We start from the raw sequence: 26,982 nt of genomic DNA on the forward strand, positions 1-26,982 counted from the left end.
CGGCCGCGAGGAGGTCACCCGATGCAAGCGACAGTGGGCGACAAACTGCTGGTGCACGGCCGGACCGTCGGTCAGCACGACCGTACGGCCGAGGTCCTTCAGGTGCTGGGAGAGAACGGCACCCCTCCGTACCGGGTGCGTTTCGAGGACGACGGCCACGAGGCCCTGATGGCGCCGGGCCCCGACACCGTCGTGCGTCACCACGAGAAGATGTGAGGCGAATCGGCTAACGCGGCGGGAGGACCGTGGTCGGGTAGTGATCGGCCACCACGGCGGCCATCGCCCCGATCCGGTCCGACATGACCTGGGACGCCGAGAAGAAGCAGTGCCCGCCCACGCCCGCGTAGCCCTCGGCGAGGGTCAGATGGCGGGAGAGTTCCCGCGGGTCCTGCCAGGCGGTCGTCTGGTCGAGGTCGCCGCACTTGTACAGCGCCTCGCCGATGTAGAGGTCGACGCCGGTGCCCCGCACCACCCCGTCCCACCAGGGCACGAGTTCGGCGTAGTCCGCCTCGGCGTAGCCGATGTTCCAGTACAGCTGCGGGATGACGTAGTCGATCCAGCCCTCCCTGACCCACTTCCGCGAGTCGGCGTAGAGGTGGTCGTAGCTCGCCAGCCCCATCGGGGTGTCCGAGCCCGCCGGATCGCTGGAGGCGCTGCGCCAGATCCCGAAGGGACTGATGCCGAAGGTCTTCCCCGAGCCGATCTCCTTGATCCTCGCGGACATCTCCGAGACGAGGAGGTCGACGTTGTTCCGCCGCCAGGCCGCCCGGCTCGCGAAGTCCCCGCCGTACCGCTCGTAGGCGTCGTCGTCGTCGAAGACCTCACCGGCGGCCGGGTACGGGTAGAAGTAGTCGTCCCAGTGCACGGCGTCGATGTCGTACCGGCGGACGGCGTCGAGCATCGCGTCCTGGACGAAGCGACGCACCTCCGGCAGCCCGGGGTTGTAGTAGAGCCTCCCGCCGTACGTCACGGTCCACCGCGGGTTGCGCCGGGCCGGGTGGGTGGCGGTCAGCCGGCTCGGATCCGTGTGATTCGCCACTCGGTACGGATTGAACCAGGCATGCAGGTCGAGACCCCGCTCGTGGGCCTCCTCGACGGCCGTCCCCAGCGGGTCCCAGCCCGGATCGCGGCCCTGCACTCCGGTGAGGCACTCCGCCCACGGCTCGTGCGGCGAGGGCCACAGGGCGTCGGCGCTCGGCCGCACCTGGAGGATCACCGAGTTCAGCCTGCGTTCGACGGCCATGTCCAGATGGGCCCGCAGTTCGGCCCGCTGCCGATCGGGGGTGAGCCCCGGGCCGGAGGGCCAGTCGATGTTGGCGATCGTCGCCATCCACATCCCTCGGAACTCGCTCCCCGCTCTCCGCCTCCTTCGCCCCGGCGCCGCCGCGCCGACACGGTCCACGCCCGCGGCGTCCGCCACACCCCCGCTTCCGGCGACGGAGAGCGCCGCGAATGTCGCGCCCGCCACGAACCGCCTTCTACCCATAGGTCCCATTCGTCACCCCTCAGATGTTGGATACGTCACACGCACCAGCAGATCATGCCCGCCCCGGGCGATCGATCATCGGTTAATGAGCGGTAACGTCGTGGGGGTCGAGGCGGACGCACCGGAATCACACGGGGCCCGCTGCCAGTGAAGAGCGAAAGGCACGAGGTGACGGACTCCATGGCCGACATTGAGCGCGTCGGAGTGGTGGGCTGCGGCCAGATGGGCGCTGGCATCGCGGAGGTGTGTGCCCGCAGCGGCCTTGAGGTGAAGGTCGCCGAGACCACCGGCGAGGCGCTGGAGATCGGTCGCACGCGGCTCTACAACTCGCTCTCGAAGGCCGCCGAGCGCGGCAAGATCAGCGAGGAGGAGCGCGACGCGACGCTGGCGCGGCTCAGCTTCACCACCGACCTGGGCGAGTTCGCCGACCGCGACCTCGTCATCGAGGCCGTCGTCGAGAACGAGCAGGTCAAGACCGAGATCTTCCAGGTGCTCGACCAGGTGGTGACCCGGCAGGACGCGATCCTCGCCTCCAACACCTCCTCGATCCCGCTGGTGAAGCTCGCGGTGGCGACCTCGCGCCCCGACCAGGTCATCGGCATCCACTTCTTCAACCCGGCCCCGGTGCAGAAGCTCGTCGAGCTGATCCCGGCCCTCACCACCTCCGAGGGCACGATCAGCCGTGCGCAGGTCTTCGCCGAGAAGGTGCTCGGCAAGCACGCGATCCGCGCGCAGGACCGGTCCGGCTTCGTGGTCAACGCGCTGCTGGTCCCGTACCTGCTCTCCGCGATCCGGATGTTCGAGTCGGGCATCGCGAGCCGCGAGGACATCGACAACGGCATGGAGTTCGGCTGCGCCCACCCGATGGGCCCGCTGAAGCTCGCCGACCTGATCGGCCTGGACACCATCGTGTCGATCGCCGACTCGATGTACACCGAGTACAAGGAGCCGCTGTACGCCGCCCCGCCGCTGCTCCAGCGGATGGTGGACGCGGGCCGGCTCGGCCGCAAGACCGGCTCGGGTTTCTACCCCTACGCCTGAGCCCCGAGATCACCGTTCGGCCCGTACACACGCACAGGTACGGGCCGTTCGGCGTTCCTGGCGCACTGTCCGCCGGGCCGGTGCGTCAGCCGAGCCGCAGATGGTGCAGCATCAGCAGACCGGCGGCCATGTTGGCCGCCGGGATCTCCCCCCGGGCGATCATGTCGGGGACCAGTTTGAGCGGTATCCACTCACGCCGCGAGGACTCGAAGTCGTCCTCGGGCGGGCCGATGTACGTGGCCTCCTCGGTCCAGTACAGGTGGTGCCGGGCGTCGGTGAGGCCGTTGGACGGCTCGACGGTGAGGAGATGACGCAGAGGGCCCGGGCGCCAGCCCGTCTCCTCCTCCATCTCGCGGGCCGCGGCCGTCTCCAGGTCCTCGCCGTCCTCCACGACCCCCGCCGCCAGCTCCCAGCCCCAGCTGTCGGTGATGAAGCGGTGCCGCCAGAGCATGAGGACTTCGTTGGCCTCGTTGACGGCGGTCGCGACGGCGACCGGGCGGAGCCGGATCAGATAGTGGTCGAGGTGGCGGCCGTCCGGGAGTTCGACGTCCGCGAGGTTCACCCGGAACCAGCGGTTCTCATAGACAGGTTGTTCGCTCAGTTTCGTCCACTGCACGTTTTTGCCACCTTCCGATTGGTCGGTGGCAATATGGCAGCAGCCCAGGGCTCACAGGGGAACGCGCAGCGCTCCGTCGATGAGTTCGGCCGCCTCACGCGCGTCCCCGCAGTCGCTCGCCAGCAGGTGCTCCCGTACGGCCCGCAGCCGGTCACGCAGCCGCTGGGACTCCATGCCGCCCGCCCGTTCGGTCATCTCCACCGCCGTCCGCGCCGCCTCGTCCGCCTCGCCCTGCCGCAACTCGATCTGGCACAGCATCGCCAACCGGTGCACCCTGCCCCGGTCGTGCGCCGGCGATTCCACGGCCGCCCGCGCGTGCTCCCGCGCCCCCGGAAGATCACCCAGACTGAGCAGCGCCTCGGCGACCTGCACATTGACGAGCCCCGGCTGCACATAGCCGGTCTCGGCCGGCTCGTGTCCCGGGCTGATCCGCTCCGCCTCCGCCTCCGCCCGCCTGATGCAGGTCAACGCGGCCGCCTTGTCGTCGAGATGGGCGTACGCCTTGGCCTGCATCGCGGAGAGATCGGCGGCGAGCGCCGGGGTGATCTGCCCACCCGCCGCGCGCAGCGCCGCCTCGGCGAACGCCACCGCCTGCCGGTACTCCCCCATGAACAACGACTGGTTGACGAGCAGCGCGATCACATACGCGCCGAGCCCCCGGTCACCGCTCGCCTTCGCGAGCCGCAGCGCCTGATGGAAGTAGCGCTGCGCCAGTCCGTGGGCGTCGGAGTCGTACGCGCAGATGCCGGCCACCGCCACCAGTCCACCCGTGGCGCGGTGCAGCTGACGGCCCAGTCCATCGCTGTACGCGCCCCGGAGCAGCGGCGCGGTCTCGGCGTTGAGGAAGCCCACGATCCGCACCCGGGTCGCGATCCCGCCGGCCTTCCGGTACATCTGCTCGTAGTGCGCCCGGGCCGCTCGGAGCATCGTGATGTCGGCCATCGACACCCGCGTCCGGCCGTCGCGGGACACGTCGGAGTCCTCCGGCGGGTTCTCCCACTCCCAGACCGGCATCACCGCCGGGGTGCCCGTGACGGCCTGCGCACCGAGTATGTGCGGCCGCTGCTGCTCGTCGGAGCGCCAGAGCGCGGTGGCCCGCTCGACGAAGCCCGAGAGCGGGGAACCGTGCGCGAGGGCTCCGCCGCCCGGCACGCCCAGTCCGATGTCGTCGAGGGTGACCGCCCGGTGCAGCCGCGCGGCCAGCACCTCGCAGATCAGGTCGGGGACCTGTCCGCGCGGCCGCTGGCCCTTCAACCAGCGGGCGACGGCCGTGTGTTCGTACCGCAGGGCGAGGCCCCGGGAGCGGCCCGCCTGGTTCACATGGGCGGCCAGTCCGGCATGGGAGACGCCCGCCTCGTCGAGCAGGGCGTCGAGCAGGGTATTGGGCTGCATGGCCCCTCCGAGTGGCTCGGTCCGCGGGCACGCCCAGCGTAGCCGCGGGTGGTTTCGCACGGGGTGTGAATGAAGTGCCCGTTCTTCCGGTCCGTGCACTCTGCCGCGGCACCGCCGGGACCGGTTGACTGAGCGCCTCGCCGCAAGGCGAAAGGGCCGCCGGCTCCCCCTCGTACAGTACGGCGGCCACCGCGCCACCCGCCCTGCCGATCTGCCCGACACTCCGTGGCAGCGCGGGTGGCGCCGGCCTCATGTCCCATCGCTCACTAGTGAGGGGAGGGCGCAGGTCGGGTACGGCGCAGCCCGGGTTCGGCGGGCTGCGCCGGAACCCGCATCCGGTCGTTGCGGACCACCAACAGGGCCACGTCGTCGGCGAGTCGGCCACGGGTATGCCGCAGGAGCGCGGTGTGCACCCGGTGGACGAGCGCGGCGGGCGAGAGGGAGGCGTCGGCGGCCTCGGCCAGCACCGCTTCGAGGGCGAAGAAGCGACCGGCCCCGTCACGGGCGTCCTCGGCGCCGTCGGTGTGCAGGAACAGCGCCTCGCCCGGCAGGAGCCGGGTGCAGCGGTACGCGCAGAGGTCGGCCGGCAGCGGGAAGGCGCCGAGCGGCGGAAGCGGCTCGCCGACGGCGACGGGCTCCACCCGGTGGCCGAGGCGGTAGGGGCCGGGGTGGCCGCAGTTGAGCGCGTACACCTCCCCGTCCGGGCGGATCTCCAGGAGCAGTACGGTGACGAACTCCTCGGCCGCGGGATGCTCCGGCTCGCGCCCTGCGCAGGCCGCCGGGTGTTCGTCGCGGGCCCGCTCGCGCAGATGCCGCGCGAGCGCCCGGTCGAGCCGGCGCAGGACACCGCCGAGTTCGGGCTCGTCGTGGGCGGCCTCGCGGAAACTGCCGAGCACGGCGACGACGGCGCCGAGGGCGGCCAGACCGTGCCCCCGGACGTCCCCGATGACGACCCGTACCCCGTGGGGCGTGGCCACCGCCTCGTACAGGTCACCGCCGACGGACGCGCCCCGAGACGCCGAGAGCTGCCCGGCGGCGACGGACAGGCCGTCGAGCCGGGGCGCGGGTGGGCGCAGCAGCACGCGCTGGGTGGCGTCGGCGATGGCCCTCATCCGCTCCAGCTCGCGGGAGAGTCCGCGGCGGATGCCGAGGATCAGCCCGGTGCCGACGGTGAAGAAGACCACGCTGGTCGCGATGCGCATCGGCAGGCCCGGCTGCTGGGCGAGGGGACAGACGAGTTTCCAGGTCACGGCCACGGCACCCCAGAGGGTGGGAAGGACGAGTGGTCCCAGCCGACGCAGCCGGGAGTCGTAGGAGAGCAACGTCCTGGTACGGCTCATGCACGGCCCTTCCTGAGGCCCTGCAGCGCCCGAAGGCCCTGCGGCACACAGGCCCGCCCCTGTGGCCGCGTCGATTCTGCCGACCCCACGGGGCACCGGGGAACAGCGACCGGACATCTCACCCGAAGGAGTGAGCGCCCCCGGCGCGCCGCGCCACGCCACCCGTCCGCCACCCGCACGGGTGAGGGACCTCCGGACGCCCGTACGGCCCCGACGCCGGGGCACGCCGAAGAGGCCCGGGACGCGGACGCCCCGGGAACGCCGGAAGGGGCCGGCCCGGTGGTCACCGGGCCGGCCCCTTCCGGGGGCAGCGCTATCAGGCTCCGAAGCCGTTGGTGATGGCCTGCACCACGGCGATCGCGGCTGCCGCGCCGCCCACCGTCTCCAGAATCCCGCGTGCGAGCCCGGCGAGTCGACGGACGCGGCCGGGGTTCGGCTCGTCGCTGGCAGCCTCCTCTGCGAGGCCGTCGACGCTCGCGTCCACATCACGCGCGTCGCCCGGGGCCAACTCCTGCCGTACGTTGGCCAGTTCTGCCCGCAACCGGGCCACGAGGGTGGCGAAGTCCTCGCCCCCCTCCGTCGCGGCGGTGTTGGACGCGTAGGAGGACGAGTTGTTGCTGTTGTCGATGTTCTCTCCGACCGCCGAGCCCGTGACCGGAGCCGAGATCTCGATGTTGCCGCTGCCCACCTGTACCTCCGAAGGGTTGTTCACCTGGTTCGATGTGGTGTTGCTGGATGCGTTGCTCGCGTTGACATTGACGATGGCGGCGAGTCCAGGGGCTCGCTCCGGCGCCGCCACGGTCTCGTCGGGCGGAGCCCATCGGAGGGCTTCCACCAGCTCACCCGCTGATCTGTAGCGTTGTCCGGCGTAGCCGAGCGCGACGGTCAGAATCGGTCGAACTCGCTGTGGGACATGGTCGAGTTCCAGACGATACTCCCCGTCCGCCTCGTTCGTCCCGTCCCAAGGGAGCCGCTGCTTGGGGTGGAGCAATTGGTACAGAACCAGGGCCAGTGCGAAGGCGTCGTCAGCCGGCCCCGGCACCCGTCCCTCACGGGTGGCGTCCGTGTAGTAGACGGACCGAGCCGCCGGCAACAACGGTCGGGTTTCGTGAGCCACGTGGACTCCGCCGTGCCCCCACCCGACCACGTACAGCTTGGACTCCTGACGGCCGTCGGCCACGATCAGATTCCCGGGACGGATGTCCCCGTGCGACATCTGGCAGCTGTCCCACACCTGCGCCACTGTGTAACAGGCGTCGATGACCAACCGCACGGCTTCCCAGGCTTCCAAAGGGCTGTCACCACGCAGCTGGAGGGCGAGCGACTTCCCCGCGATCTTCCGGTGGATCAGCCAACTACCGTTCCGCTTCCACTGAACCGGCATTCCCTGCGCCGTCGGGGCATGCACGTCGAGGAGTTGATGGACGAACTGCAACGTGCCGTCCGCCGCGTCCCTGTACTGCTTGGCGATGTACGTGACATCCCGGGACTTCGCCAACTGCACCTCGCATGCGTTCGTCGGCGAACCCTCGTAGCGGCGGGTGACGAGATACTGAGGCCTGAGCTCCTTCTCGTGCGCGTGCACGACCGTGGAACCGTCGTCCCATGGGGCGTTGCGACGTTCCAGCCAGGACTCCACAACGCTGTTGGTCCAGGCGAGGTTCGTTCCGGCTCGGACGAGGAGCCCGTAGTCGAGGTAGTCGTCCAGGCGGCTGCGGTGCGCGTCCTCGATGAGCGCGTCGCGGACCGTGTCCTCGTCAGCGTCCGTGTCGAGCTCCTGACCGATCCGGAACAGCAGTTCCAGCGAATCCTCCGCCTGCGTCTCAAGGTCGAGGAGTCCCATCACCGCCTCCTCCTGCTGGGTCACCCACGCGAACGCCTCGTCCACCAGAGCGTCGTCGACGACCGTGCGGTCCCGCGTTTCCAGGAGCTCGCAGAGGCCTCGGCCGACCATGTGCACGTGATGGGGGTGGCCCGCGGTGTACTGGAAGACCAGCTCGGCAGCGGATGTCAGCACATCGACGCCGGTGCCTGCGAAACCCTGGTGGACGGCCTGGAGGGTCGCCTGCCGGTCGAGAGGGCCGAGTCGCAGAGGGCTCTGGAAGTCCTGCCGGGACAGTGTCCCGGCGAGCCACTCCCGGAGTTGGGCCGTCGTGCACGACCCGCTCAGCAGCAGCGCCAGCGTGCCGTCCTGTCGCAGGCGGCGGATGTCCCCGAGCGCCCGCGACAGCTCTTCGCGGTCCCCGTACCTGCGCAGCAGCTCCTGCAGCTCGTCCACGACGAGCAGCAGTCCCACCTTCTCCTCGGGCCAGACCGCACGGCGCACCGCTCGCCACCAGCGCCGGAACTCGACCGCGTGCGGTCCCTCGGGGAATCCGAGGTCGGGGATCTCGGGCTCGTAGTGTTCCTCCACCCGATCGCGTACCTCCTTGGCGATCCAGGTGAGCAGGGAATCGGAGTCCGGGTGGACCGACTGGCCGTCGAGCAGCACGGGAAAGACCCTCGGGATTCGCCAGCGGTCCGGGGGGAGCAGGGCCTCCGGCGTCCCTCCCCACAGCCGGGTGATCTGGCGGATGAGTGAGGTCTTGCCCGCTCTGCGGGAGCCCGTCATGGACAAGGGCGGGACGGACTCGCGCCACGCGGCACCGAATGTCGACCGCAGGCGGTCCATCTCCCCGGCCCGTCCCACGAACATCTCGGCGTTGACGGGTTCGCCGGGCCGGAAGCGGGACACCAGTGCTTCCTGGCGCGTGATCGCGCTCACCTTCACCGGACAGTCCTTGGCGCGACCGGTGCTCTGGTCCGGAAGGATCCCCTGGGCCTCCACACAGAGGCGGTTGTCGTCGATCGGAACGAGCAGGAACAGCGAGGCGACCGCGCCCGGCTCCATGCGGCCGACGACCTCGACGATGTCCGTCCCCTGGACCCTTACGGTGACCCCGCTGAGTGCGTCGGAGCCCGCCCTGAGCTGGAGACGCAGCTCCACCGGACCACCTTCGAGCCGGGTCGCCAGGTGTTGCCGCCAGCTGAGCGGGCCGTGGGCGGCCGCGTCTCCGCGCAACCGTTCGCGCCCCGTCGCGGCCCACAGCCTCTGGAGGAACTCCTGGACCTGCAGGGACGCTTCTCTCAGCGCCGACGAGGCGAAGGCCCAGGCACGTGCGTCTCCCTCCCTGATGGCCGCGTCCACGTCCTGATCCGGAGTACCCGGCTGCGCCGTCGGAGCGTCGCCCCGCCCGTTCGCCGACAGGATCAGTGTCGCCTGCCGCTGCCACGACTGACCCATGCGTCGGCACAGAGGCACGTCCGGCCCGTTCGCTCCGGCGCCGAGTGCCTCCCCGACCCGCGCGAGCTCCCGCGTCAGGTCCTGGCCACGCCGCTCGGCCCGATACCCCCGAAGACTCTCCAGCAGCTCGGCGGCCTCCGGCGTGACCTCCCCTTCGGTCCAGGGAGCACCGGCCTCGCCACCGGCCAGCAGATGTGCCGCCACTTCAGCCGGCTCGTCCGCGCCCCACTCGGCGCACAGGCCCGTCAGCTCCAGCAGGATCTCACCGTGGTCGGCACCCGCTTCCCGAGCCTCCTGATACGCCTTCATGGCCAAGGCGAGCATGCCGTCCTCGGCGTAGAACCGTCCGAGAAGCCGTGTTCGGGCCCGCTTCTCCACCTGATGTGCCGCGGTCGTGCCCGTCCTGCCCGCCGACGCACGGAGGAAGCCGACAAGCCGCACGCGGTCGGCTGCCAGGTGGTCGACGATGCGCTGGAGTTGGCCGGCGTCGATCGGTGGCGCGATCCTGTTGATCGCCTCCGGTACCTGGGCGGCCAGCGCACTGTCCACGAGAACGTCCAGCGGCGGAGCTTCCCCTCGCCGCAGCAGTTCGATCGCCTCGTCGACCAGCTCGTTGCGGTCGGCGCGGTGGGCCAGCAGAGCGGCGAGTGCCGCCAACACCTCGCTGCGCGGCTGCAGTCGCGCGTGGATCAGCAGCAGCTGCGCGGCTTCCGCCGGACTGTCGCCCATGTCTTCCTCGGCCAGCACGCCCGCGTGGGCGAGCAGCGCCGTCCGGTCGGGGTGCCACACGCGGACACCTGACATGAGCCGTCCCAATTCGGCGTGGTCGCGCCTGGCGCACGCGAGACGTACGAGAATCTCCCGGTAGTCCGCGTCGGATCCCACGAGTGAGGCGACCGTGCGAACCTCGTCGTCCCGCCTGGCCTCGATCAGACAGTCCGCGGTGACCTTGGCGAGCAGCGCTGAACGCGGCTGCGCGTCGAGCAGATTGCGAGCGTGGTCCGAGGCGAGTTCCCAGTCCTCTTCCTCCGCCGCGGCGAGGAGCGCGGTCGCCTCCTCCCGGTGACGACTGCCGAGCCGGCGCTCCAGCGTCCTACGGCTGACGCTCGGCCGGAAGCGAGCGAGCGCCTGGACCCGGAGTGCGGCGAGAGTGGGGCCGTACTCGGTCTCCAGCAGCTCGACCGCCTGCTGACGCGTGGTGTGCGCCGCGGCGATCCTCTGGCGCAGGCTGACCGTCTGTTTGGGATCGCGCCGCGGCAGGCCGCTCACGGAGTTGCGGAGCAGTCCGGCAGCCTCCGCACAGTTCGGGTTGAGCTGCAGCGCCAGGTCGGCATGGCGCACCAGCTCGTCGTCACGCTTCAGCAGCTGCGCCAGCTTGGCCATGTTGAGGTGCAGTTCGAAACCCGCACCCGGCTCGTCGTACGGCTGGAGCAGACCCCGAAGTTGCTCGGCCCGGCCCAGCACCCGGGCGACACGGACCGCGGGCGCGATCAGCTCGGCATTCGCTCGGGTCCGGTCGATCCATTCCGTCAGGAGTTCCCAGGCGTTCTCGTACCGCTCCGCCGTCTCCAGGACCATGGCCATGGCGGCGGCCGTGTCGGGCTGCGGGTCCGGCTGATACGTGAAGAGTTCCCGCATCGTCGCCACGTAGCGGCCCGCGTCAGCGCTACCTCCGGCACGCATGGCGCGCCGGGCGGCGTCGGCCGCGAGCCGGAAGTTGTGACCGCTCGGCTCGCTGCGGCACTGGGCGATCAGCCGGGCCGCGCTGGACTCCGCCGCTTCCAGCGCCTGGGAGAGACGGGACGAGGCATTCGTCTGCGCGAGCGGGATCTGCGGCGGCACCGCGCTCTCCCCCGCGCCGGATGGATACGCCGGCACCGTCACGACGGTCCCCGACGGGGGGACAGCGTGACGGACGGGTGGCTCGTAGCTGCGCCCCGCGGAAGTCGGCACGGGTCGGCCCACCGCGGCGAAGAGAATCTGGAGGTCGGCGGCCTGACCGGAGTCCAGACGGCGTGAGGAGACCCTGGCGTGATACTCGAAGGCGGAGGCCGCCGCCTCGAGCCGACCCGTGGCCGCGTAGGCACAGCCCAGGTTCCATGCGGCACCGGCCCCGAGCCACCGGGTGTCTGCGAGTTCGTCGTGCAGCCTCAAGGCTTCCTCGGCCCGACCTGCGTCGACGAGCTTGGCGAGTGCGTTACTCAAGGCGACGGGGTGCAGACGAGCCGCACGCGCCCACGCGTCGGCGATGTCGTCGGGGGAGGCTCCGGGAAGAGGCTGTTGGGCCGCCCGGATGGCGGGCTGCGTCGCGGGCGGGCCCGTGATCTGGCCCCTGCGCACTTCCAGGTGGAGCCGTCGGCCGGGCATCGAAAGACCTGAATCGGCGAGGCGGGGCGCGCTGGGCGGTCGGAGCCCCGCGGGGGGAATGCCGGCGGCGAGGGCCGCACGATCCCTGATGAGCAGGACGCGCGGGATCTTCTCGGGTGCCGCCCAGGTCAGGCAGCGTTCCAGGAGATGGACCGCCTCCGTCGGGTTCCCACCGTCCATCAGCCAGAAAGCGACGTCACGGACCAGGTAGTCGTCGTGGCTCGCGACCGCCTTGTCGAGCAGATCGCCGAGGGCGGCACCGCGCGGAGCAGGAAGCGTTCCGGAACGCAGTCCGGCCACGACATCGTTGAGACTCATGCCGTCGTACGGGCTGGTACGCCCCTCGTGCGCGAGCTCCGACTCCCCCGCCCCGGGCGCCGTGGCGGGCCGGGCGTCCGTGGCAGAGGCGTCGTCGGCGGGCGTCACGCCGGTGTGCGGGACCGTCGTCGCCAGGTCCCTGAGTCGCTGCTCCAGAGGGCCGATCCAGGTGTGGGTGGCATTCAGCTCGCGGGCCCTGTGAAGCTCCCGGCGGGCCACGACGTAGTCGGCGCAGCGCCTGTCGAGCGCCGTACGTGCGAGCTCGATGTGGTGACGCCACGTCAATGCACCTCGAGCCTCGGCGATGTGCCGCACGACCGCCTCGGCACGCGGCAGGTCCCCGAGGTCGCGGCAGATGCGGAGCATCAGGAAGGCACCGGGTGACGAGGGGTTGTCACGCAGCAGAGCCTGCAGCTCTCGGGCGGCACCGTCGACGTCCCCGCCCTCGTACATCTGCTTGGCGACTGACTCGCGTGTCTGCTCCCCTGCCACCGTCGTGGCCTGCTCCCTTCGGACCACGGCGTCCACGAAGGGGGAGAGCAGTCCCACGCGCGCGCAGTAGCGGTCGGCGGCCTCCTTCTGTGCCTGAGCGGGGCGCCCGGGGAGTACGCGGGTCATCACCTGGAGGGAGTCGACGGCAAGCCGGTCCGCGCCGATGAAGGCGTAGGCGCAAGCGATGTTCCACACGGCTGCGGCATTCAGGTACTGACGTGAGGCGAGTTCGCGATAGACGCCGAGTGCCGCGGCGGGATCACCGGCGAGGACATGCCAGCCCACGGCAAGCCCGAGGGCGGTCTTCACCCCCGCGCGGCCCGCAGCGGTGAACGCGGCCGCCGCAGCCGACGCATCGTTCTCGGCGACAGCCCGCGCGGCCTCGGCGAGGGACGCGTTGCCCACCACCGAGCCGGTGAGGGACGAGAGGCGAGGTACGAGGGGAGGGGAGGTCTCCAGAGGGCGAGCTGAGAGCAGATCCGGTGGGGGAAGCGGCGGGTGTCCGCGGTGGAACACCTCCTCGGCGCGAGAGCTTCGACCGTCCAGGCGCAGGGCTTGCTCCTGCAGTTGCCACATGGCGGGGCGGGCGACAGGTGGGAAGCGGTCGACCGCGGCTTCCAGGAGGTCCGCCGCGGCACCCGGCGCGACGTAGGTCAGCTGGCGAGCGACACGGCTCACTTCCGCGTAGGAACCCTCCACACCCAGTCTCTGCAACGCCGACAGCCCCAGGGCGAGGGACTCGGGCGTGGCCCCCGGGCGACAGCCCTCGAGGATGGCCGTGACCGGCCCGTCGCCCTGTGGCGCCGTGCCCGTGGTACCGATCACGACGGATCCCGCCGACGCGTGCGCGTCGGACTCCTGCGGGTGCGGGCCGAGCGGCAGCCCGGGGGGCGTCTCCGCGACCTTCACCTGTGTCTCCGTCCGGGCAGCCGGCGATGGCTCGCCGCCGTCGCCCGCGACGGCTCCGCCGGCCAGGCGGGCCTCCGCACGACGCACATACTCCGCCGCGGCCTCGGTGTCGCCGTTCGCGAAGTGCAGGTCCGCGGTCCGAAGGTCGAGGGCGGCCGCGTCGTCGGGGGCTGACAGCTGCCCCAGATCCGCCCGCAACCGCTCGAGCTTCCGGGCGACATCGAGCTCCGTACGCGCCTCGGCGAGCAGTTCGACGCCTTGCCCGGCCTCCTCCACATCACCGCGAGCCAGCGCATCGGTGACCAGCGCGCCCAGCGGGCCGAGGGTCTCCGCACCGGTGTCCCCCGCGTCGCGCAGGAGCTCCTCGGTACGTGCGCGCAACCGCTCGAGAGGAGCGAGCGCGGGTTCGAGGATCCGAGGGTCGAGACCGGCGAGCCGGGCCACGACGGCGATCTGGTGGCGGTCCTGGGGCTCCGCCAGGGCGAGCGCCTCGGCGGCGAGCGCAGCGAGCAGGGACTCCCCCTGCGAATCGCGCGGCGCGTCCGGGGCAGGGTCCGGGTGCAGAGCCGCTTCCAGTACCGGCAGGAGCTCCGGAGCGAGTTCTGAGCAGTCCAATCGCTGGAGATCCGGCACCTGAATGGAGCGCCATCGGAACTCGCCTGCCAGCTCCAGGATACGAGCGGCACGATCGGCGATGTCGGTGGCCGCCCCCACGAGACGCCGCCACTTCGCGCCGGTCTGGCCATCGTTGGATGCCGCCGTGCCTCCGAGGGCCGCGAGGGCCTGCGCGACCCGCTCCTCGGGGGTCAGGTCCAACAGTCCCTGGCCCGCCGCCGCACCGGCTTCCAGGCTCTCGAGGAACGTGGAGACGGGTCTCATGAAGAGTTCGGGCCCGACGTGCCGGTCGAGCTTGACGTGCTCCTCCGCGCAGCGGCGCAGCTCTTCGGCCAGTGCGCGCAGCAGCACCGTACCGGCGGCCTGGAGCATGACGGGTGACGGAGTGGTGCGCAGCAGCTCCGAGAGCTGGTGCATCAGCGAGGGCGGCAGTGCCCGCCCCGTATCGAAGATGTCATACCTGCGAGCCGACCAAGCCTGTCGCGACCAGTTCACCAGTTGGGCGAGTGCGATGTCCTGGGCTTCGATCGCCGCGGCCGCCAGCTGGGACATCAGCTCGGCTACGAGTGCGCTCTCTCCGACGTACTGGTCGGGCGGTGCCACGGTCGAGGAGAGCAGCACGGAGCGGCGCTGGAGAAGGATCACGAACGGAGCAGCGGGCCTCAGGATCTCGTGATCGATCTCGGCACCACTCGTCAGGCACTGCCTGATGAACCGTGCCGTCGCCTCCCCGGCCAAGGTCAACGGCACCGGTGTGTCCCCAGCCTCCGCGTTCGCCGCCACCGTTCCCCACCCCGTTCGCGCACACGCTCAGTCCTGGCAGCCGCGTTCGACACAACCTCCCGTGCGCGTTCGTCAGTTGACGGTGGCTCATGACCTCAGCGGCGGAGTGCGATTCTATCGAGCTGACGTGGCGTCATTGTCCGGGTTGCGGAAAGGGGCTGGCCCGGTCGACGATCGACCGGGCCAGCCCCTTTCCATGACGTCCTGCTCAGGCTCCGCGCAGCACCGCGCCCGTGCGGGCGGAGGCGAGGGCGACGGCCGCGTCGCGGGCGGCGCTGGCCTCGTCGACCGTGAGGGTGCGGTCCGTGGCACGGAACTTCAGCGCGTAGGCCAGGGACTTCTTGCCCTCGCCGAGCTGGTCGCCCGTGTACACGTCGAACAGCCTGATGGACTCCAGGAGTTCACCCGCGCCCTCGCGCAGCGCGGCCTCGACCGTGGTGGTCGGGACCGCCGCGTCGACGACCAGGGCGACGTCCTGCGTGGCCACCGGGAAGGAGGAGATGCTCGGGGCCTTCAGCGGTCCCTCGTTCGCCTGCTCCACCAGGTCCAGGTCGAGCTCCATCGCGCAGGTGCGGTCGGGCAGGCCGAGCGCCTTCACGACGCGCGGGTGCAGCTCGCCGCCGTGGCCGACGAGGACCTGCTCGCCGTCCACGACCACGTGGAAGGCGGCGCAGCGGCCGGGGTGCCACGGGGCGTGCTGGTCGGCGCTGATGATCAGCTCGACACCGGCCTCGGCGGCCACGGTGCGCGCCGCCTGGACGGCGTCGGCCCAGTCGGACGGGCGGCCCTTGCCCCACCAGCCGGCCTGCTCGCGCGCGCCGGCGAGGACGACGGCGGCGCGACGCGGCTGCGCGGGCAGCGCGGCGGTGACCGTGGCGATCTCCGCGTCGGTGGGACGACGGTCGACGGGCAGTCGCACGGCGACGCCCGGCTGGTCGCCCGGCCGGAAGACCAGGCCGGTCTCGAAGAGCGCCAGGTCGTGGCTGCCGCGTCCGTCGTTGCGGCGCAGCGCGCCGAGCAGGCCCGGCAGCAGCGTCGTACGGAGCGCGGGCTCCTCGTCGGAGAGCGGGTTGACGAGCGTGACCACGCGACGGCGGGCGTCGTCCGCGTCCAGGCCGAGCTGGTCGAAGACCTGCGCGCCGATGAACGGGTAGTTCAGCGCCTCCACGTAGCCGGCGCCGGCCAGGGCGCGTCCGACCCGGCGGTGGGTGCGCTGGCGCTCGGTGAGCCCCCGCCCGGCGGGCGGCTTGGGCAGCGTCGAGGGCAGGTTCTCGTAGCCCTCCAGCCGGATGACCTCTTCGGCCAGGTCGTTCGGCACGTAGAGGTCGGGACGCCACGACGGGACGGTGACGACCAGTTCGTCCTGACCGTAGACGTCGCAGCCGATCTCCTGGAGGCGGCGGACGACGGTCTCGCGGCCGTAGGAGACGCCCGCGACCTTGTCCGGGTGGTCCGCCGGCATGGTGACCGTGCGGGGCGCGGACGGGGCGACGATCTCGGTGACACCGGCCTCGGCCGTGCCGCCCGCGAGCAGCACGAGCAGGTCGACGCAGCGCTGCGCCGCGGCCGCCCCGGCCTGCGGGTCGACCCCGCGCTCGAAGCGCCTGGACGCCTCGGAGGCCAGCTTGTGACGGCGGGCCGTACGGGCGATCGAGATCGCGTCGAAGTGCGCGGCCTCGATGACGACCTCGGTGGTGCCCGTGACGACGCCGGTCTCGGGGTCGGTCACCGGGTCGGCGATCTCCGTGTGAGCACCGCCCATCACACCGGCGAGACCGATGGGGCCGGTGTTGTCGGTGATCAGGAGGTCCCCGGAGTCGAGGACGCGCTTGGCTCCGTCGAGCGTGGTGATCGTCTCGCCGGAGGCCGCGCGGCGGACGCCGATGGGGCCGTCGAGCCGGGTGCGGTCGTAGGCGTGCAGCGGCTGACCGAGCTCCAGCATCACGTAGTTGGTGATGTCGACGGCGAGCGAGACGGTGCGCATGCCGGCCTTCTGCAGGCGGCGCTGCATCCAGATCGGGGTGCGCGCCTCGGGCGCGACACCGACGACCGTACGCGCGGTGAAGCGGTCGCAGCCGATCGGGTCGGCGACCTGGATCGGGTAGCCGTACGAGTTCGGCGCGGGCACGTCGAGGAGGGCCGGGTCGCGCAGCGGCAGGCCGTACGCGATGGCGGTCTCCCGCGCGATGCCGCGCATCGAGAGGCAGTAGCCGCGGTCGGGGGTGACGGCGATGTCGAGGACCTCGTCGTACAGCTCCAGGAGCTTGGTGGCGTCGATGCCGATCTCGATCTCGGGCGGCAGCACGATGATGCCGTGCGAGCCGTCGTCGCCCATGCCCAGCTCGTCGCCGGAGCAGATCATGCCGCGGGAGACCCGGCCGTAGGTCTTGCGCTCGGCGATCCGGAAGTCACCGGGGAGCACGGCGCCGGGCAGTGCCACGACGACCTTGTCGCCCTCGGCGAAGTTCCGGGCGCCGCAGATGATCTCCTGGGGCTCGCCGGTGCCGTTGGCCTGGCCGACGTCGACGGTGCAGAAGCGGATGGGCTTCTTGAACTCCGTCAGCTCCTCGATGGTGAGGACCTTGCCGACCACCAGCGGACCGGTCAGGCCGGCGCCGAGCTGCTCGACGGTCTCGACCTCGAGTCCTGCCGGAATGAGCTTGGCCTGGACGTCACGTCCGGTCTCCGTCGCCGGCAGGTCGACGTACTCCCGCAGCCAAGAAAGCGGGACCCGCATCAGATCTCCATCCCGAACGGCCGGGTGAACCGAACGTCACCCTCGACCATGTCTCGCATGTCTTCGACGTTGTGGCGGAACATCAGCATCCGCTCGATGCCGAACCCGAAGGCGAATCCGCTGTACTTCTCCGGGTCGACACCACAGGCGACGAGCACCTTGGGGTTGACCATGCCGCAGCCGCCCAGCTCGATCCAGCCCTCGCTGCCGCAGGTGCGGCAGGGGCGGTCCGGGTTGCCGACGGACTCGCCGCGGCAGACGTAGCAGAGCATGTCCATCTCGGCGGACGGCTCCGTGAACGGGAAGAAGTTCGGGCGGAGCCGGGTCTTCATGTCGGACCCGAAGAGCGCCTGGACCATGTGGTCCAGCGTGCCCTTGAGGTCGGCCATGGTCAGGCCCTCGTCGACGGCGAGCAGCTCGATCTGGTGGAAGACCGGGGTGTGCGTGGCGTCGAGCTCGTCGGTGCGGTAGACGCGACCGGGGCACACGACGTAGACCGGGGGCTCCCGGTCGATGAGGGTGCGGGCCTGCACCGGGGAGGTGTGCGTACGGAGCACGACACCGGACTCGTCACCGGTGGTGCCTTCCGGCCCCTGGACGAAGAAGGTGTCCTGCATCTGGCGCGCCGGGTGGTCCGGGACGAAGTTGAGGGCGTCGAAGTTGAACCACTCCGCCTCGACCTCGGGGCCCTCGGCGACCTCGTACCCCATGGAGACGAAGACGTCGGCGACGCGCTCCATGAGCGTGGTCAGCGGGTGGCGGGCGCCGGCGGGGACCCGGTCGTACGGCAGGGTGACGTCCACCGCCTCCTCGACCAGGACGCGCGCGTCGCGCTCGGCCTCCAGCTCGACCTGGCGGGCGGCGAGGGCCTTGGAGACGGCGCCGCGGGCCTGGCCCACGAGCTTGCCGGCCGCGGCCTTGGCCTGCGGCGGCAGCGCGCCGATCTCCCGGTTGGCCAGCGCGAGCGGCGAGGTGCCACCGGTGTGCGCGACCTTCGCGTGCGCGAGCGCGTCGAGGTCACCCGCGGCGGCGAAGGCGGCGAGCGCCTCGTCCCGCATGCGCTCGATCTCTTCCGGTTTCAAGGCCTCGACCTCGACCGGGTCGTACGACTTATTGGGTGCGGACATCTCTTCCCGTGCTTCCGTTTGGCTGGCTTGGGCGCGGCCCCGCTCGACGACAAGGGCGCAAACGTGCCAAAGGTCGAGTCTAACGGGGTGCGAGGACGCGAATGAGCCCGTGGGCTGCCCGAGCGGCTCGTGATCTCGTCAGGCGAGATAGGCCGGGGCGCCGACGGGCAGGATAAATCGGAACTCGGCGCCGCCCCGGGGGCCGCGGCCGACGGTGATCGTGCCGCCGTGGGCCTCGACGATGCCCTTGACGATGTAGAGGCCGAGTCCGGTGCCACCGCGCTTGCTCCCCCGCCAGAAGCGGGTGAAGACGCGTCCCATCGACTCCTCGGGGATGCCGGGGCCTTCGTCGCTCACGGTGACCGCCGTTCCCTTCTCTCCGTCGGTGGTGGCGCAGGTGGGTGCCACCTCGATGGTGACGGTTCCCTCGCCGTGGCGCACCGCATTTTCCAGCAGGTTGCCGAGGACCTGGTCGACCTTGTCGGGGTCGGCCCACAGGTCGGGCAGCTGCGGCTGGACCCGGACGAAGAAGCGGTCGGGGGACTGACCGCCGGTGGTGTGGGCCTGGATGTGGCGGCCGACGGCGGCGGCGATGTCGACGGGCTGGCGGCGGACCTCGAGCCGGCCGGAGTCGATCCGGGAGATGTCGAGGAGCTCGGCGATGAGCCGGGTGACGCGGTTGGCGTCGGCGTCGACGGTCTCCAGCATCAGCCGCTTCTGGTCGTCGGTGAAACGCTCCCATTTGGCGAGCAGGGTCGCCGTGAACCCCTTGACGGAGGTCAGGGGGGAGCGCAGCTCGTGGGCGACGGTGGCGATGAGCTCGGCGTGGCTGCGTTCGGTACGGCGCCGGGCCTCGGTGCCGCGCAGCGAGACGACGACGCGGCGGACGGGTCCTGTGGGGTGTTCGCGGACGTAGCGGGCGGAGACCAGGACCTCGCGGCCGCCGGGCAGCAGCAGGTTGCGCTCGGGCTGGCCGCGCCGGGTGGCGAGCCCGCCGTACGGGTCGGTGAGGCTCCACCAGCGGCGGCCCTTGAGGTCCTCCAGGGGCAGGGCCTCGTCCAGCGGGAGGCCGATGGCCCGGCCGCCGGGTACGGAGGTGATGCGGCTCGCGGCGGCGTTGAAGCAGACGACGCGGCCGGTGGCGTCGGCGACGACGAGGCCGTCGGGCAGGTCGTCGGGGTCGATGCCGGGGTCGTCCGGTGTCGTCGTGGAGGCCCCGTCCGGGTCCTCCGGGGCAGGCGGCTCAACACTGTGTGCGTGTGCGGGACTGTCCGTGCCGACCGTCATCCCCGTTCCCCACCCCTCCGTGTAGCGCAGTGGGCCCCCGAGCCCGTCACCCTACTAGGTGGAGGTGGCGGAGTGGACCCCCTCAGGCGGAGGTTCGGGGGCGTTGGGCACGCGCGGAGGCGTACAGGCACACGGCGGCGGCCGTCGCGAGGTTGAGGCTCTCGGCCTTGCCGTGGATCGGCACGCGCACCACCGCGTCGGCGAGTGCGCGGGTCTCCTCGGGGAGGCCCCACGCCTCGTTGCCGAAGACCCAGGCGGTGGGCCCGCCCATGGTGCCGGCGTCGAGTTCGTCGTCGAGGTCGTTCCGTCCGGCGCCGTCGGCGGCGAGGATGCGTACCCCGGCGCCCTTCAGACCGGCGACGGCCTGCTCGACCGGGACGCCGACGACGACCGGGAGATGGAAGAGGGAACCGACGGACGCGCGGACGGACTTGGGGTTGTACAGGTCGACCGAGGCGTCGGTGAGGACGACGGCGTCCGCGCCCGCCGCGTCGGCGCAGCGCAGCACGGTGCCGGCGTTCCCGGGGTCGCGTACGTGGGCGAGGACGGCGACCAGCTTGGGCTTGGCGGCGAGGATCTCCTCGAAGGGCGAGTCGAGGAAGCGGCAGACCCCGACGAGGCCCTGCGGAGTGACGGTCTGGGAGACCTCGGCGAGGACGGCGTCGGGGGCGAAGTGCACCCGGGCCCCGGCCGCGCGGGCGGCGTCGACGATCGTGGCGTACCGCTCGGCGGCCTCGACGGTGGTGAAGAGCTCGACGAGGGTCGGCTCACCCGTACCGCTGCGGTGCTGGACGGCCTCCCGGACGGCCTGCGGGCCCTCGGCGATGAAGAGGCGGTCCTTGCCCCGGAAGTTGCGCTTGGCGAGCCGCCTGGCGGCGACGACGCGCGGGGAACGCGGGGAGATCAGCTCGGGGGTACCCATGGGGTCGGTGGCTCTTTTCGGGGGTCCGGGCGGGTAGGGGCTGGTGTGCTCGGAACACGACCGGACCCGCAGGCCCGAAGGCCTGCGGGTCCGGTGCGGAAGATCTGCGGCCTGGGGATCAGGCAGCGGCCTTCGGCGCGTTGACGTCGGCCGGGAGGGCCTTCTGCGCGACCTCGACCAGCGCGGCGAACGCGTTGATGTCGTTGACGGCCAGCTCGGCGAGGATCTTGCGGTCCACCTCGATGTTGGCGGCCTTCAGACCCTGGATGAGGCGGTTGTACGTCATGCCGTTCTGGCGGGCAGCGGCGTTGATGCGCTGGATCCACAGCTGACGGAAGTCGCCCTTGCGCTTCTTGCGGTCGTTGTAGTTGTAGACCAGGGAGTGGGTGACCTGCTCCTTGGCCTTGCGGTACAGGCGCGAACGCTGACCGCGGTAGCCGCTGGCCTGCTCGAGGATCGCCCGGCGCTTCTTGTGGGCGTTGACTGCCCGCTTGACGCGTGCCACTTCTTAACTCCTTGTAGCGGGGTCGCGGTGGTACTCACACGACCCGGAAAACGGATGGGTCCCGGTCTTGGCCGGATGCCCTCGTCGCCGAGGGCGGGAGATCAAGCTCAGATGCCCAGCATCTTCTTGATCTTGGCCGCGTCGCCCGGGGCCATCTCGGCGTTGCCGGTGAGGCGACGCGTCAGCTTGGACGACTTGTGCTCGAGCAGGTGGCGCTTGCCGGCGCGCTCGCGCAGCACCTTGCCGGAGCCGGTGATCTTGAAGCGCTTCTTGGCACCGGAGTGCGTCTTGTTCTTCGGCATCGCGCCGTTCTCTCCTCGTCAGTGGCGCTCCCCCCGGTGCGGACACCGGACATACGGGAGCGTCAGTTCTTCGTTGGTGGTTCCGGGCGAGGGCCCGGGGCTGCCTGGGTGGCAGCCCCTCGGGTCACGCCTCGGGGTTCTCGGCCTCGGCGGAAGCCTCGGCCGAAGCCTCCTCGGCCGGAGCCTCGGCGGTCTCGTCGGACGAAGCGCCCTGACGTCCCGCCTTGCGCGCGGCCTGGGCCTCACGCGCCTCGGCCATGGCCTCGGTCTTCTTCTTGTGCGGGCCAAGAACCATGATCATGTTCCGGCCGTCCTGCTTCGGGTTGGACTCGATGAAGCCAAGCTCCTCGACGTCCGAAGCCAGCCGCTGCAGCAGCCGGAAGCCAAGCTCGGGACGGGACTGCTCACGACCACGGAACATGATCGTGATCTTGACCTTGTCACCCTGCTTGAGGAACCGGACGACGTGACCCTTCTTGGTGTCGTAGTCGTGCGGGTCGATCTTCGGCCGGAGCTTCATCTCCTTGATGACCGTGTGCGCCTGGTTCTTGCGCGCCTCACGGGCCTTCATGGCCGACTCGTACTTGAACTTCCCGTAGTCCATGAGCTTGCAGACGGGCGGACGGGCGTTCGCCGCCACCTCGACGAGGTCGAGGTCGTACTCCTGAGCAAGCTCAAGGGCCTTGGCAAGCGGAACGATCCCGACCTGCTCGCCGCTGGGACCGACGAGTCGCACCTCGGGAACGCGAATCCGGTCGTTGATGCGGGGCTCGGCGCTGATGGATCCTCCTCGGTAGCACCACGCGACCGCCTGGCGGACGGACGCGTATGTCTGTAACAGTTGAGACCAACCGCGCCGGGATACGAAAAATGCCCCGGACGGGACACAGGCGGGGCTCCACGAAAATACCGGAGCACCGCCGCGGTGAACCGCGGGGCGCACATCGGGCGGCTCCATCGTCCGTACGGAACGATGGGCGCCACCTGACCGGTGACCCGCCGCCCGCGAGGGCGGCCAGGTGGGAGATCGGAGCCTCCACTTGTGGGCCGGGCACACAGGTGTCCGGCCGGTCGTTACACAAGGTTAGCACCGACTGCCCCGGTTCGCTAACCGAGGCCGACGGGAGGGAGGGGACGCCGTCCGGCTTATCGTGTGGGCATGAGCGAGACGCCCCACTCCCCCGAGTCCCCCGACTTCGACGACATGACCCGCGACATCGCGGAGGTCCCCGCGGTCGAGGTCATCGTGACCGTCGCGGTGAACCTGATGAGCGCCGCCGCGGTGAAGCTCGGCCTCACCGAGGACGGCGAGAAGCACAAGGACCTCGACGAGGCGCGGAAGCTGGTCCACGCGCTGGCGGGCCTCCTCGACGCCGGCGCGACGGAGATCAGCTCCTTCCACGCGGCGCCGCTGCGGGACGGCCTGAAGTCCCTGCAGCTGGCCTTCCGCGAGGCCTCCCTCATCCCTGACGAGCCGGGCCAGGGTCCGGGCGAGAAGTACACCGGGCCGGTGTACGGCTAGGGACCGCGTCGGGTCGGTCCGCGGTCGCCCCCGGCCGCACGCGGCCACCGGGCCGGTGCACGGCCGGGTCGCCCGGCCCACCGGGGTACGGGGCCGCTCCCGGACCGATCAGTGCTTGACGTAGAAGGGCTCGCCGGGAGGCGTGGCCGAGGCCGGCAGGAGTGCCAGGTCGAGGCCGCGCACCAGGCGGGCCCTCAGTGTCTCGTCGGCGGCCAGGGCGCGGGCCACCCGCTGCGCGGCCTCCGCGGGGACGGAGTCGTCGGCCAGGACCAGCGCGAGGGTGCCGTCGGCGCTGCCGGGGCCGAGGTGGGCGCGCAGGACGGCGGGCTCCCCGGCGACCGCGCTCCGCACCGCCTCCCGCACCGCCGGGTCCTGGAGCGGGTCCGCGCTGGAGCGGCCCTCCGCGAGGGCCAGCAGCACCGGGCCGCTCAGCTCGTACGGGACGGGGCCCGCCAGGTCGAGGACGACGGTGTCGGCCTTCTCGTGCGCGGCGGCCTGCAGCGCCTGGTGCAGGGGGACGGCGACGGGTCGGGCCGCCGGGTCCCACAGCGCGAGGGAGGCGATGGAGGTGAACGCGGGCAGCGCCCGCCGGTCGCCGGCGGTCAGCGTGGGCACGGCCATGTCGCTGGTCTTCTCGCGGCGCAGCCCCGTCTCGGGGTCCTCCTCGACCTCGCCGAGGACGGCGACGATGGGCACGAGCAGGCGCGCGTCCCGCAGGGCCTCAAGGACGGGGCCGTGGGCGGTTCTGTCCTCCGCCCAGGCCGCGAGGGCCGCGGCGAGCCGCGGGTCGGCGGTACCGTCGTCGTCGGAGAAACCGGGGTCAGGGATGTTCTTGAGCGCCACGTACCCGAGCCTAGCCGCCGCTCCCGGACCACTTTCGCGGCGGGTCGACGGCACGCCTCGCGGCCCGGCAGGGAGGAGACGTCCGGCGTGACCGTGGAACCGGACCTCGACGCCGTCCTCGCGGAGGCGGTCGGACCGGTCGCCGCCGCGGGCGACGGTTCCGTCTCGGTCGCCGTGCTCGATCTGGAGAGCGGGCGTTCGGCCTCGTACGGCGGTGCGGGACGGACCTACGACACCGCCAGCGTCGTGAAGCTGGACATCCTGGCCGCCCTGCTGCTGCGCGCGCAGGACGAGGGACGGGAGCCGACCGCGGCCGAGCGGACGGCCGCCGCCGCGATGATCGGGCGCAGTGACAACGCGTCGGCGACCGCCCTGTGGCAGGCCGTCGGCGGGGCGCGCGGGCTCGACGCGGCGAACGCGCGGCTCGGGCTCTCGGAGACGAGGGGGGCGTCGGCGTGGGGGCTGACGCAGACCACGGCATCGGACCGGCTGAGGCTGCTGGTGGCGGTGTTCGGGGCGGACTCACCGCTGGACGCGGACTCCCGCGCCTGTGCCGCGGCGCTGATGGAGGGCGTCGTCGCCGGGCAGGACTGGGGCGTGTCCGCGGCGGGTGACCGGCCGGCGCTGAAGAACGGGTGGCTGCCCCGGGACGCGACCGGCCTGTGGGACATCAACAGCGTGGGGCGGGTCACGGCCGGCGGACGGGTCTACCTGGTGGCGGTGGTGTCCGACGGGCATGTCACGAAGGAGGCGGGGGTCGCGCTCGTGGAGGACGTGGCGCGCACGGCGGTCAGCGCGTTGGGCGCGGTCCTGTAGGACACGGCGGTCAGCGCGTTGGGCGCGGTCCTGTAGGACACGGCGGTCAGCGCGTTGGGCGCGGTCCTGTAGGACGGCTTCCGCGCCACAGGACGGCCGCCGCGGCGAGCAGCAGCGCTCCGAGGCCGCCCACGACCGGGGCGAGCAGGCCGATCGGCCTGGCGTCGTCTGCCGGGGCCTGAGGTCCCGTGCCGAAGTACCGGCCGGCGTAGCCGGAGGCGGCGTTCTTGGGGTCGCCCCCCTTGAGCTTCGCCCCGGCCTCGATCGCCGCGGCCGGGTCCACGGTGCCGTACCCCTTGGAGTCGCTGCGGCCGTCCTTGGGCCGGTTGCGTGCGGTGTCGATGAGGAGCTGCTTGACCTGTGCGGGCGTCAGCTCGGGGTGGGCGGCGCGGACCAGCGCGACGGCGCCGGAGACGAAGGCGGCGGCGGCGCTGGTGCCCCAGCCCTCGTAGTAGCGGCGGTCGGGGTTGGCCATGACGATGTCGACGCCGGGGGCGCTGACGGTGGCGTACCAGCGGCGGGTGGAGAAGGAGGCGCGGGTGCCGAAGCGGTCGACGGCGGTGACGGCGATGACGCCGGGGTAGGCGGCGGGGTACGAGATGTGGTCGCCCTTCTCGCCCCCGTTGCCGGCGGAGGCGACCACGGAGACGCCCTTGGAGAGGGCGTACTGGACGGCCGCGTCCTCGCCGGCGTCGGCGTGGGCGGACTTGGAGTCGTCGCCGAGGGAGAGGTTGATGACGTCGGCGCCGTGGTCGGTGGCCCAGCGGATGCCCTCGGCGAGGGCGGTGCCCCGGGTCTTGCGGGCCTTGTCGCGGGCCTTGTCGTTGCCTTCGAGGATGACCCGGACGGGCAGGATCTCGACCTTCGGCGCGATGCCGAGGACGCCGTCCTGGCGGCCGGGACCGTGGCCGTGTCCGGCGATGATGCCGGCCATGGCGGTGCCGTGGACGGCCCAGGTGCTCTCCCCCTGCTCGGCGCCGAAGCCGACGAGGTCCTTGCCGTCGAGGACGGATCCGGCGAGGTCGGGGTGGTCGGCGTCGACGCCGGTGTCGAGGACGGCGACGGTGACGCCCTCGCCCTTGGTGGTCCGCCACGCCTCGGTGGTGTGCATGGCTTCCAGGCCCCATTGGCGCGCGCGGATGGTGTCGGCGTGCGCGGGGGTGGTGGTCGCGGGGAGGACGGCGAAGGCGGTGGCGAGGACGGCCGCGAGGGTACGGGGTCGGTTCACTGGTCGCCGTCCTCCTTCGCCGCGGCGGTGAGGGCGGCGCGCAGTCCGCGTTCGACGCGGTCGGCGACGCCCTTGGCCTCGTGGCCGAGGCCCGCCTGGGCGGGGGCGCTGGTCTGTCCGGCGGCCATGGCGCGTTCGGCGGGCTCGGCGGCGACGGGGCGGCCGTCGGCGAAGCCGGAGACGGCGGTGACGACGACGGGGAGGTCGGCGAGCGGCCGGGTGTACCAGCTGGCACGCTGCGCGGCGCCGAAGCGGGCGGCGACGGTGCCGGGGGCGGCGAGCGCCGGGGGGACGTCGGCGGCGATCCGGGCGGCTCCCTCGCCGGCGAGGGAGCGGGTGGCCTCGGGTTCGGCCCGGGTGAAGACCAGGCCGACGGTGACCACGCTGCTGGCGGTGGCGTCGGTGTAGGTGGCCCGCAGGACGCGGTCGCAGCCGACCGCCTGTACGGCCGTGAGCAGGCTCTTCTGCAGGACGGCGGCCGAGCAGGGGGCGTCGGCGGCGACGACGACGCGCGTCCAGGCGCGGTCGGCTCCGCCGGGTCCGGCACCGGGTCCGGCGAGGGTACGGGGGAAGAGGGTGTCGACGGGGACGTCGTGCCACAGGGTCCTGGCCCGCTCGTACCCGGCGGGGTCGGCGGCCGCGCCCGCGTCGGTGGCGGCGAGCACGGCTCCGGCGACGGCCCCGCCGACGAGTCCGATCCCGAGCACGAGGCAGACGGCGGCGGCGACGACCCGTCCGGTGCGGCGCTCCTTGACGGGGCGCAGCCGGGTGGTCGTCTCGACCGGGTTCTCGGGCGGCACGGTGAAGGGGCGGTAGGCGGCGTGGTGGTGGCGCGGGGGCGTTGCCGGAGCGGGGTGTGTCGGGGTGGGCCCGGGCGGCGTGGGCCGTCGCGGCTCGGTGCCGCGGATGGGCCGCAGCCGGGTGGTCGTCTCGACGGCGGGCAGGTCGGGGGCGACGGGGCGCGGGGAGGGGACGGGGGCGGGCGGCCGGTGACCGCGGTCGGGCGCGGTGGGCGAACCGGCCATGGGCCGCCGCGGGGGCGAGTCGGAGG

Annotated in this window: 19 protein-coding genes; 4 read left to right on the forward strand and 15 right to left on the reverse strand. The window is 72.0% G+C overall.

Annotated elements, in window-relative coordinates; translation table 11 throughout:
- The first annotated feature begins 21 nt into the window (after window positions 1–21).
- Window positions 22–216: a DUF1918 domain-containing protein gene (locus AB0D99_RS21170; RefSeq protein ID WP_362364120.1), complete on the forward strand. Its 195-nt coding sequence runs from the start codon at window positions 22–24 to the stop codon at window positions 214–216.
- A 10-nt stretch (window positions 217–226) separates the two neighbouring features.
- Here the strand turns inward: AB0D99_RS21170 and AB0D99_RS21175 are convergent, their stop codons facing one another.
- A complete protein-coding gene (locus AB0D99_RS21175) occupies window positions 227–1,486 on the reverse strand; it encodes a family 10 glycosylhydrolase (RefSeq protein WP_362364123.1) in 1,260 nt (419 codons plus the stop codon).
- Between the two features lie 180 nt (window positions 1,487–1,666).
- Between AB0D99_RS21175 and AB0D99_RS21180 the strand changes: the two genes are divergently transcribed.
- The gene (locus tag AB0D99_RS21180; RefSeq protein WP_362364126.1) at window positions 1,667–2,527 is read left to right on the forward strand and encodes a 3-hydroxybutyryl-CoA dehydrogenase; all 861 of its coding nucleotides are present in this window, start codon (window positions 1,667–1,669) and stop codon (window positions 2,525–2,527) included.
- 85 nt (window positions 2,528–2,612) lie between these two features.
- Here AB0D99_RS21180 and AB0D99_RS21185 read toward each other — a convergent pair whose 3' ends face one another.
- The 11 genes from AB0D99_RS21185 to infC form a co-directional block, all read right to left on the reverse strand.
- Window positions 2,613–3,143, reverse strand: a complete 531-nt coding sequence (locus tag AB0D99_RS21185) for an NUDIX hydrolase (RefSeq protein ID WP_362364129.1) — start codon at window positions 3,141–3,143, stop codon at window positions 2,613–2,615.
- 51 nt (window positions 3,144–3,194) lie between these two features.
- Window positions 3,195–4,535 carry a transcriptional regulator gene (locus AB0D99_RS21190; RefSeq protein WP_362364132.1) on the reverse strand — a complete coding sequence of 447 codons (1,341 nt, stop codon included), beginning with the start codon at window positions 4,533–4,535 and terminating at the stop codon, window positions 3,195–3,197.
- A 266-nt stretch (window positions 4,536–4,801) separates the two neighbouring features.
- Window positions 4,802–5,875: a PP2C family protein-serine/threonine phosphatase gene (locus AB0D99_RS21195; protein ID WP_362364135.1), complete on the reverse strand. Its 1,074-nt coding sequence runs from the start codon at window positions 5,873–5,875 to the stop codon at window positions 4,802–4,804.
- Window positions 5,876–6,191: 316 nt separating this feature from the next.
- Window positions 6,192–14,609 carry a hypothetical protein gene (locus AB0D99_RS21200; RefSeq protein WP_362364138.1) on the reverse strand — a complete coding sequence of 2,806 codons (8,418 nt, stop codon included), beginning with the start codon at window positions 14,607–14,609 and terminating at the stop codon, window positions 6,192–6,194.
- Window positions 14,610–14,850: 241 nt separating this feature from the next.
- Window positions 14,851–17,379, reverse strand: a complete 2,529-nt coding sequence (pheT, locus tag AB0D99_RS21205) for a phenylalanine--tRNA ligase subunit beta (protein ID WP_362364141.1) — start codon at window positions 17,377–17,379, stop codon at window positions 14,851–14,853.
- Window positions 17,379–18,506: a phenylalanine--tRNA ligase subunit alpha gene (gene pheS / locus AB0D99_RS21210; protein WP_362364144.1), complete on the reverse strand. Its 1,128-nt coding sequence runs from the start codon at window positions 18,504–18,506 to the stop codon at window positions 17,379–17,381. The genes pheT and pheS overlap by 1 nt, the downstream gene beginning before the upstream one ends.
- A 138-nt stretch (window positions 18,507–18,644) precedes the next feature.
- Window positions 18,645–19,793, reverse strand: coding sequence for an ATP-binding protein (locus AB0D99_RS21215; RefSeq protein WP_362364147.1), 1,149 nt, complete (start codon window positions 19,791–19,793; stop codon window positions 18,645–18,647).
- Window positions 19,794–19,875: 82 nt separating this feature from the next.
- A complete protein-coding gene (locus AB0D99_RS21220) occupies window positions 19,876–20,715 on the reverse strand; it encodes an RNA methyltransferase (RefSeq protein ID WP_362364150.1) in 840 nt (279 codons plus the stop codon).
- A gap of 118 nt (window positions 20,716–20,833) precedes the next feature.
- On the reverse strand, window positions 20,834–21,220 hold the full coding sequence (gene rplT / locus AB0D99_RS21225; protein ID WP_030493496.1) for a 50S ribosomal protein L20: 387 nt from the start codon (window positions 21,218–21,220) through the stop codon (window positions 20,834–20,836).
- Window positions 21,221–21,327: 107 nt separating this feature from the next.
- Window positions 21,328–21,522: a 50S ribosomal protein L35 gene (gene rpmI, locus AB0D99_RS21230; RefSeq protein ID WP_019884943.1), complete on the reverse strand. Its 195-nt coding sequence runs from the start codon at window positions 21,520–21,522 to the stop codon at window positions 21,328–21,330.
- Window positions 21,523–21,646: 124 nt separating this feature from the next.
- The gene (infC, locus tag AB0D99_RS21235) at window positions 21,647–22,363 is read right to left on the reverse strand and encodes a translation initiation factor IF-3 (RefSeq protein ID WP_362364331.1); all 717 of its coding nucleotides are present in this window, start codon (window positions 22,361–22,363) and stop codon (window positions 21,647–21,649) included.
- 318 nt (window positions 22,364–22,681) lie between these two features.
- Here infC and AB0D99_RS21240 point away from each other — a divergent pair, with 318 nt between their 5' ends.
- On the forward strand, window positions 22,682–23,044 hold the full coding sequence (locus AB0D99_RS21240) for a DUF1844 domain-containing protein (RefSeq protein ID WP_329122634.1): 363 nt from the start codon (window positions 22,682–22,684) through the stop codon (window positions 23,042–23,044).
- Window positions 23,045–23,152: 108 nt separating this feature from the next.
- Here AB0D99_RS21240 and AB0D99_RS21245 read toward each other — a convergent pair whose 3' ends face one another.
- Window positions 23,153–23,887, reverse strand: coding sequence for an SseB family protein (locus tag AB0D99_RS21245; RefSeq protein WP_362364154.1), 735 nt, complete (start codon window positions 23,885–23,887; stop codon window positions 23,153–23,155).
- A gap of 87 nt (window positions 23,888–23,974) precedes the next feature.
- On the opposite strand from AB0D99_RS21245, the gene AB0D99_RS21250 reads away from it, so the two are divergent.
- A complete protein-coding gene (locus tag AB0D99_RS21250; protein WP_362364157.1) occupies window positions 23,975–24,703 on the forward strand; it encodes a hypothetical protein in 729 nt (242 codons plus the stop codon).
- Window positions 24,704–24,749: 46 nt separating this feature from the next.
- Here AB0D99_RS21250 and mycP read toward each other — a convergent pair whose 3' ends face one another.
- Together mycP and AB0D99_RS21260 are read right to left on the reverse strand one after the other, a co-directional pair.
- Window positions 24,750–25,931 (reverse strand): type VII secretion-associated serine protease mycosin, encoded by a 1,182-nt coding sequence (gene mycP, locus AB0D99_RS21255; RefSeq protein WP_362364160.1) that lies wholly within the window; start codon window positions 25,929–25,931, stop codon window positions 24,750–24,752.
- Window positions 25,928–26,956 carry a hypothetical protein gene (locus AB0D99_RS21260; RefSeq protein ID WP_362364162.1) on the reverse strand — a complete coding sequence of 343 codons (1,029 nt, stop codon included), beginning with the start codon at window positions 26,954–26,956 and terminating at the stop codon, window positions 25,928–25,930. Before AB0D99_RS21260 ends, mycP begins: the two co-directional genes overlap by 4 nt.
- Window positions 26,957–26,982: the final 26 nt, after the last annotated feature.

The organism is Streptomyces sp. NPDC047971 (genome assembly GCF_040653355.1).
Lineage (GTDB): Bacteria > Actinomycetota > Actinomycetes > Streptomycetales > Streptomycetaceae > Streptomyces.

What these genes read in the sequence shown, in the direction of transcription:
- AB0D99_RS21170 (WP_362364120.1), top strand. Translation starts at nt 22, where the DNA reads ATGCAAGCGACAGTGGGCGACAAACTGCTGGTGCACGGCCGGACCGTC.
- AB0D99_RS21175 (WP_362364123.1), bottom strand. Translation starts at nt 1,486, where the DNA reads ATGGGTAGAAGGCGGTTCGTGGCGGGCGCGACATTCGCGGCGCTCTCC.
- AB0D99_RS21180 (WP_362364126.1), top strand. Translation starts at nt 1,667, where the DNA reads ATGGCCGACATTGAGCGCGTCGGAGTGGTGGGCTGCGGCCAGATGGGC.
- AB0D99_RS21190 (WP_362364132.1), bottom strand. Translation starts at nt 4,535, where the DNA reads ATGCAGCCCAATACCCTGCTCGACGCCCTGCTCGACGAGGCGGGCGTC.
- AB0D99_RS21195 (WP_362364135.1), bottom strand. Translation starts at nt 5,875, where the DNA reads ATGAGCCGTACCAGGACGTTGCTCTCCTACGACTCCCGGCTGCGTCGG.
- pheT (WP_362364141.1), bottom strand. Translation starts at nt 17,379, where the DNA reads ATGCGGGTCCCGCTTTCTTGGCTGCGGGAGTACGTCGACCTGCCGGCG.
- pheS (WP_362364144.1), bottom strand. Translation starts at nt 18,506, where the DNA reads ATGTCCGCACCCAATAAGTCGTACGACCCGGTCGAGGTCGAGGCCTTG.
- AB0D99_RS21215 (WP_362364147.1), bottom strand. Translation starts at nt 19,793, where the DNA reads ATGACGGTCGGCACGGACAGTCCCGCACACGCACACAGTGTTGAGCCG.
- AB0D99_RS21220 (WP_362364150.1), bottom strand. Translation starts at nt 20,715, where the DNA reads ATGGGTACCCCCGAGCTGATCTCCCCGCGTTCCCCGCGCGTCGTCGCC.
- rpmI (WP_019884943.1), bottom strand. Translation starts at nt 21,522, where the DNA reads ATGCCGAAGAACAAGACGCACTCCGGTGCCAAGAAGCGCTTCAAGATC.
- AB0D99_RS21240 (WP_329122634.1), top strand. Translation starts at nt 22,682, where the DNA reads ATGAGCGAGACGCCCCACTCCCCCGAGTCCCCCGACTTCGACGACATG.
- AB0D99_RS21260 (WP_362364162.1), bottom strand. Translation starts at nt 26,956, where the DNA reads ATGGCCGGTTCGCCCACCGCGCCCGACCGCGGTCACCGGCCGCCCGCC.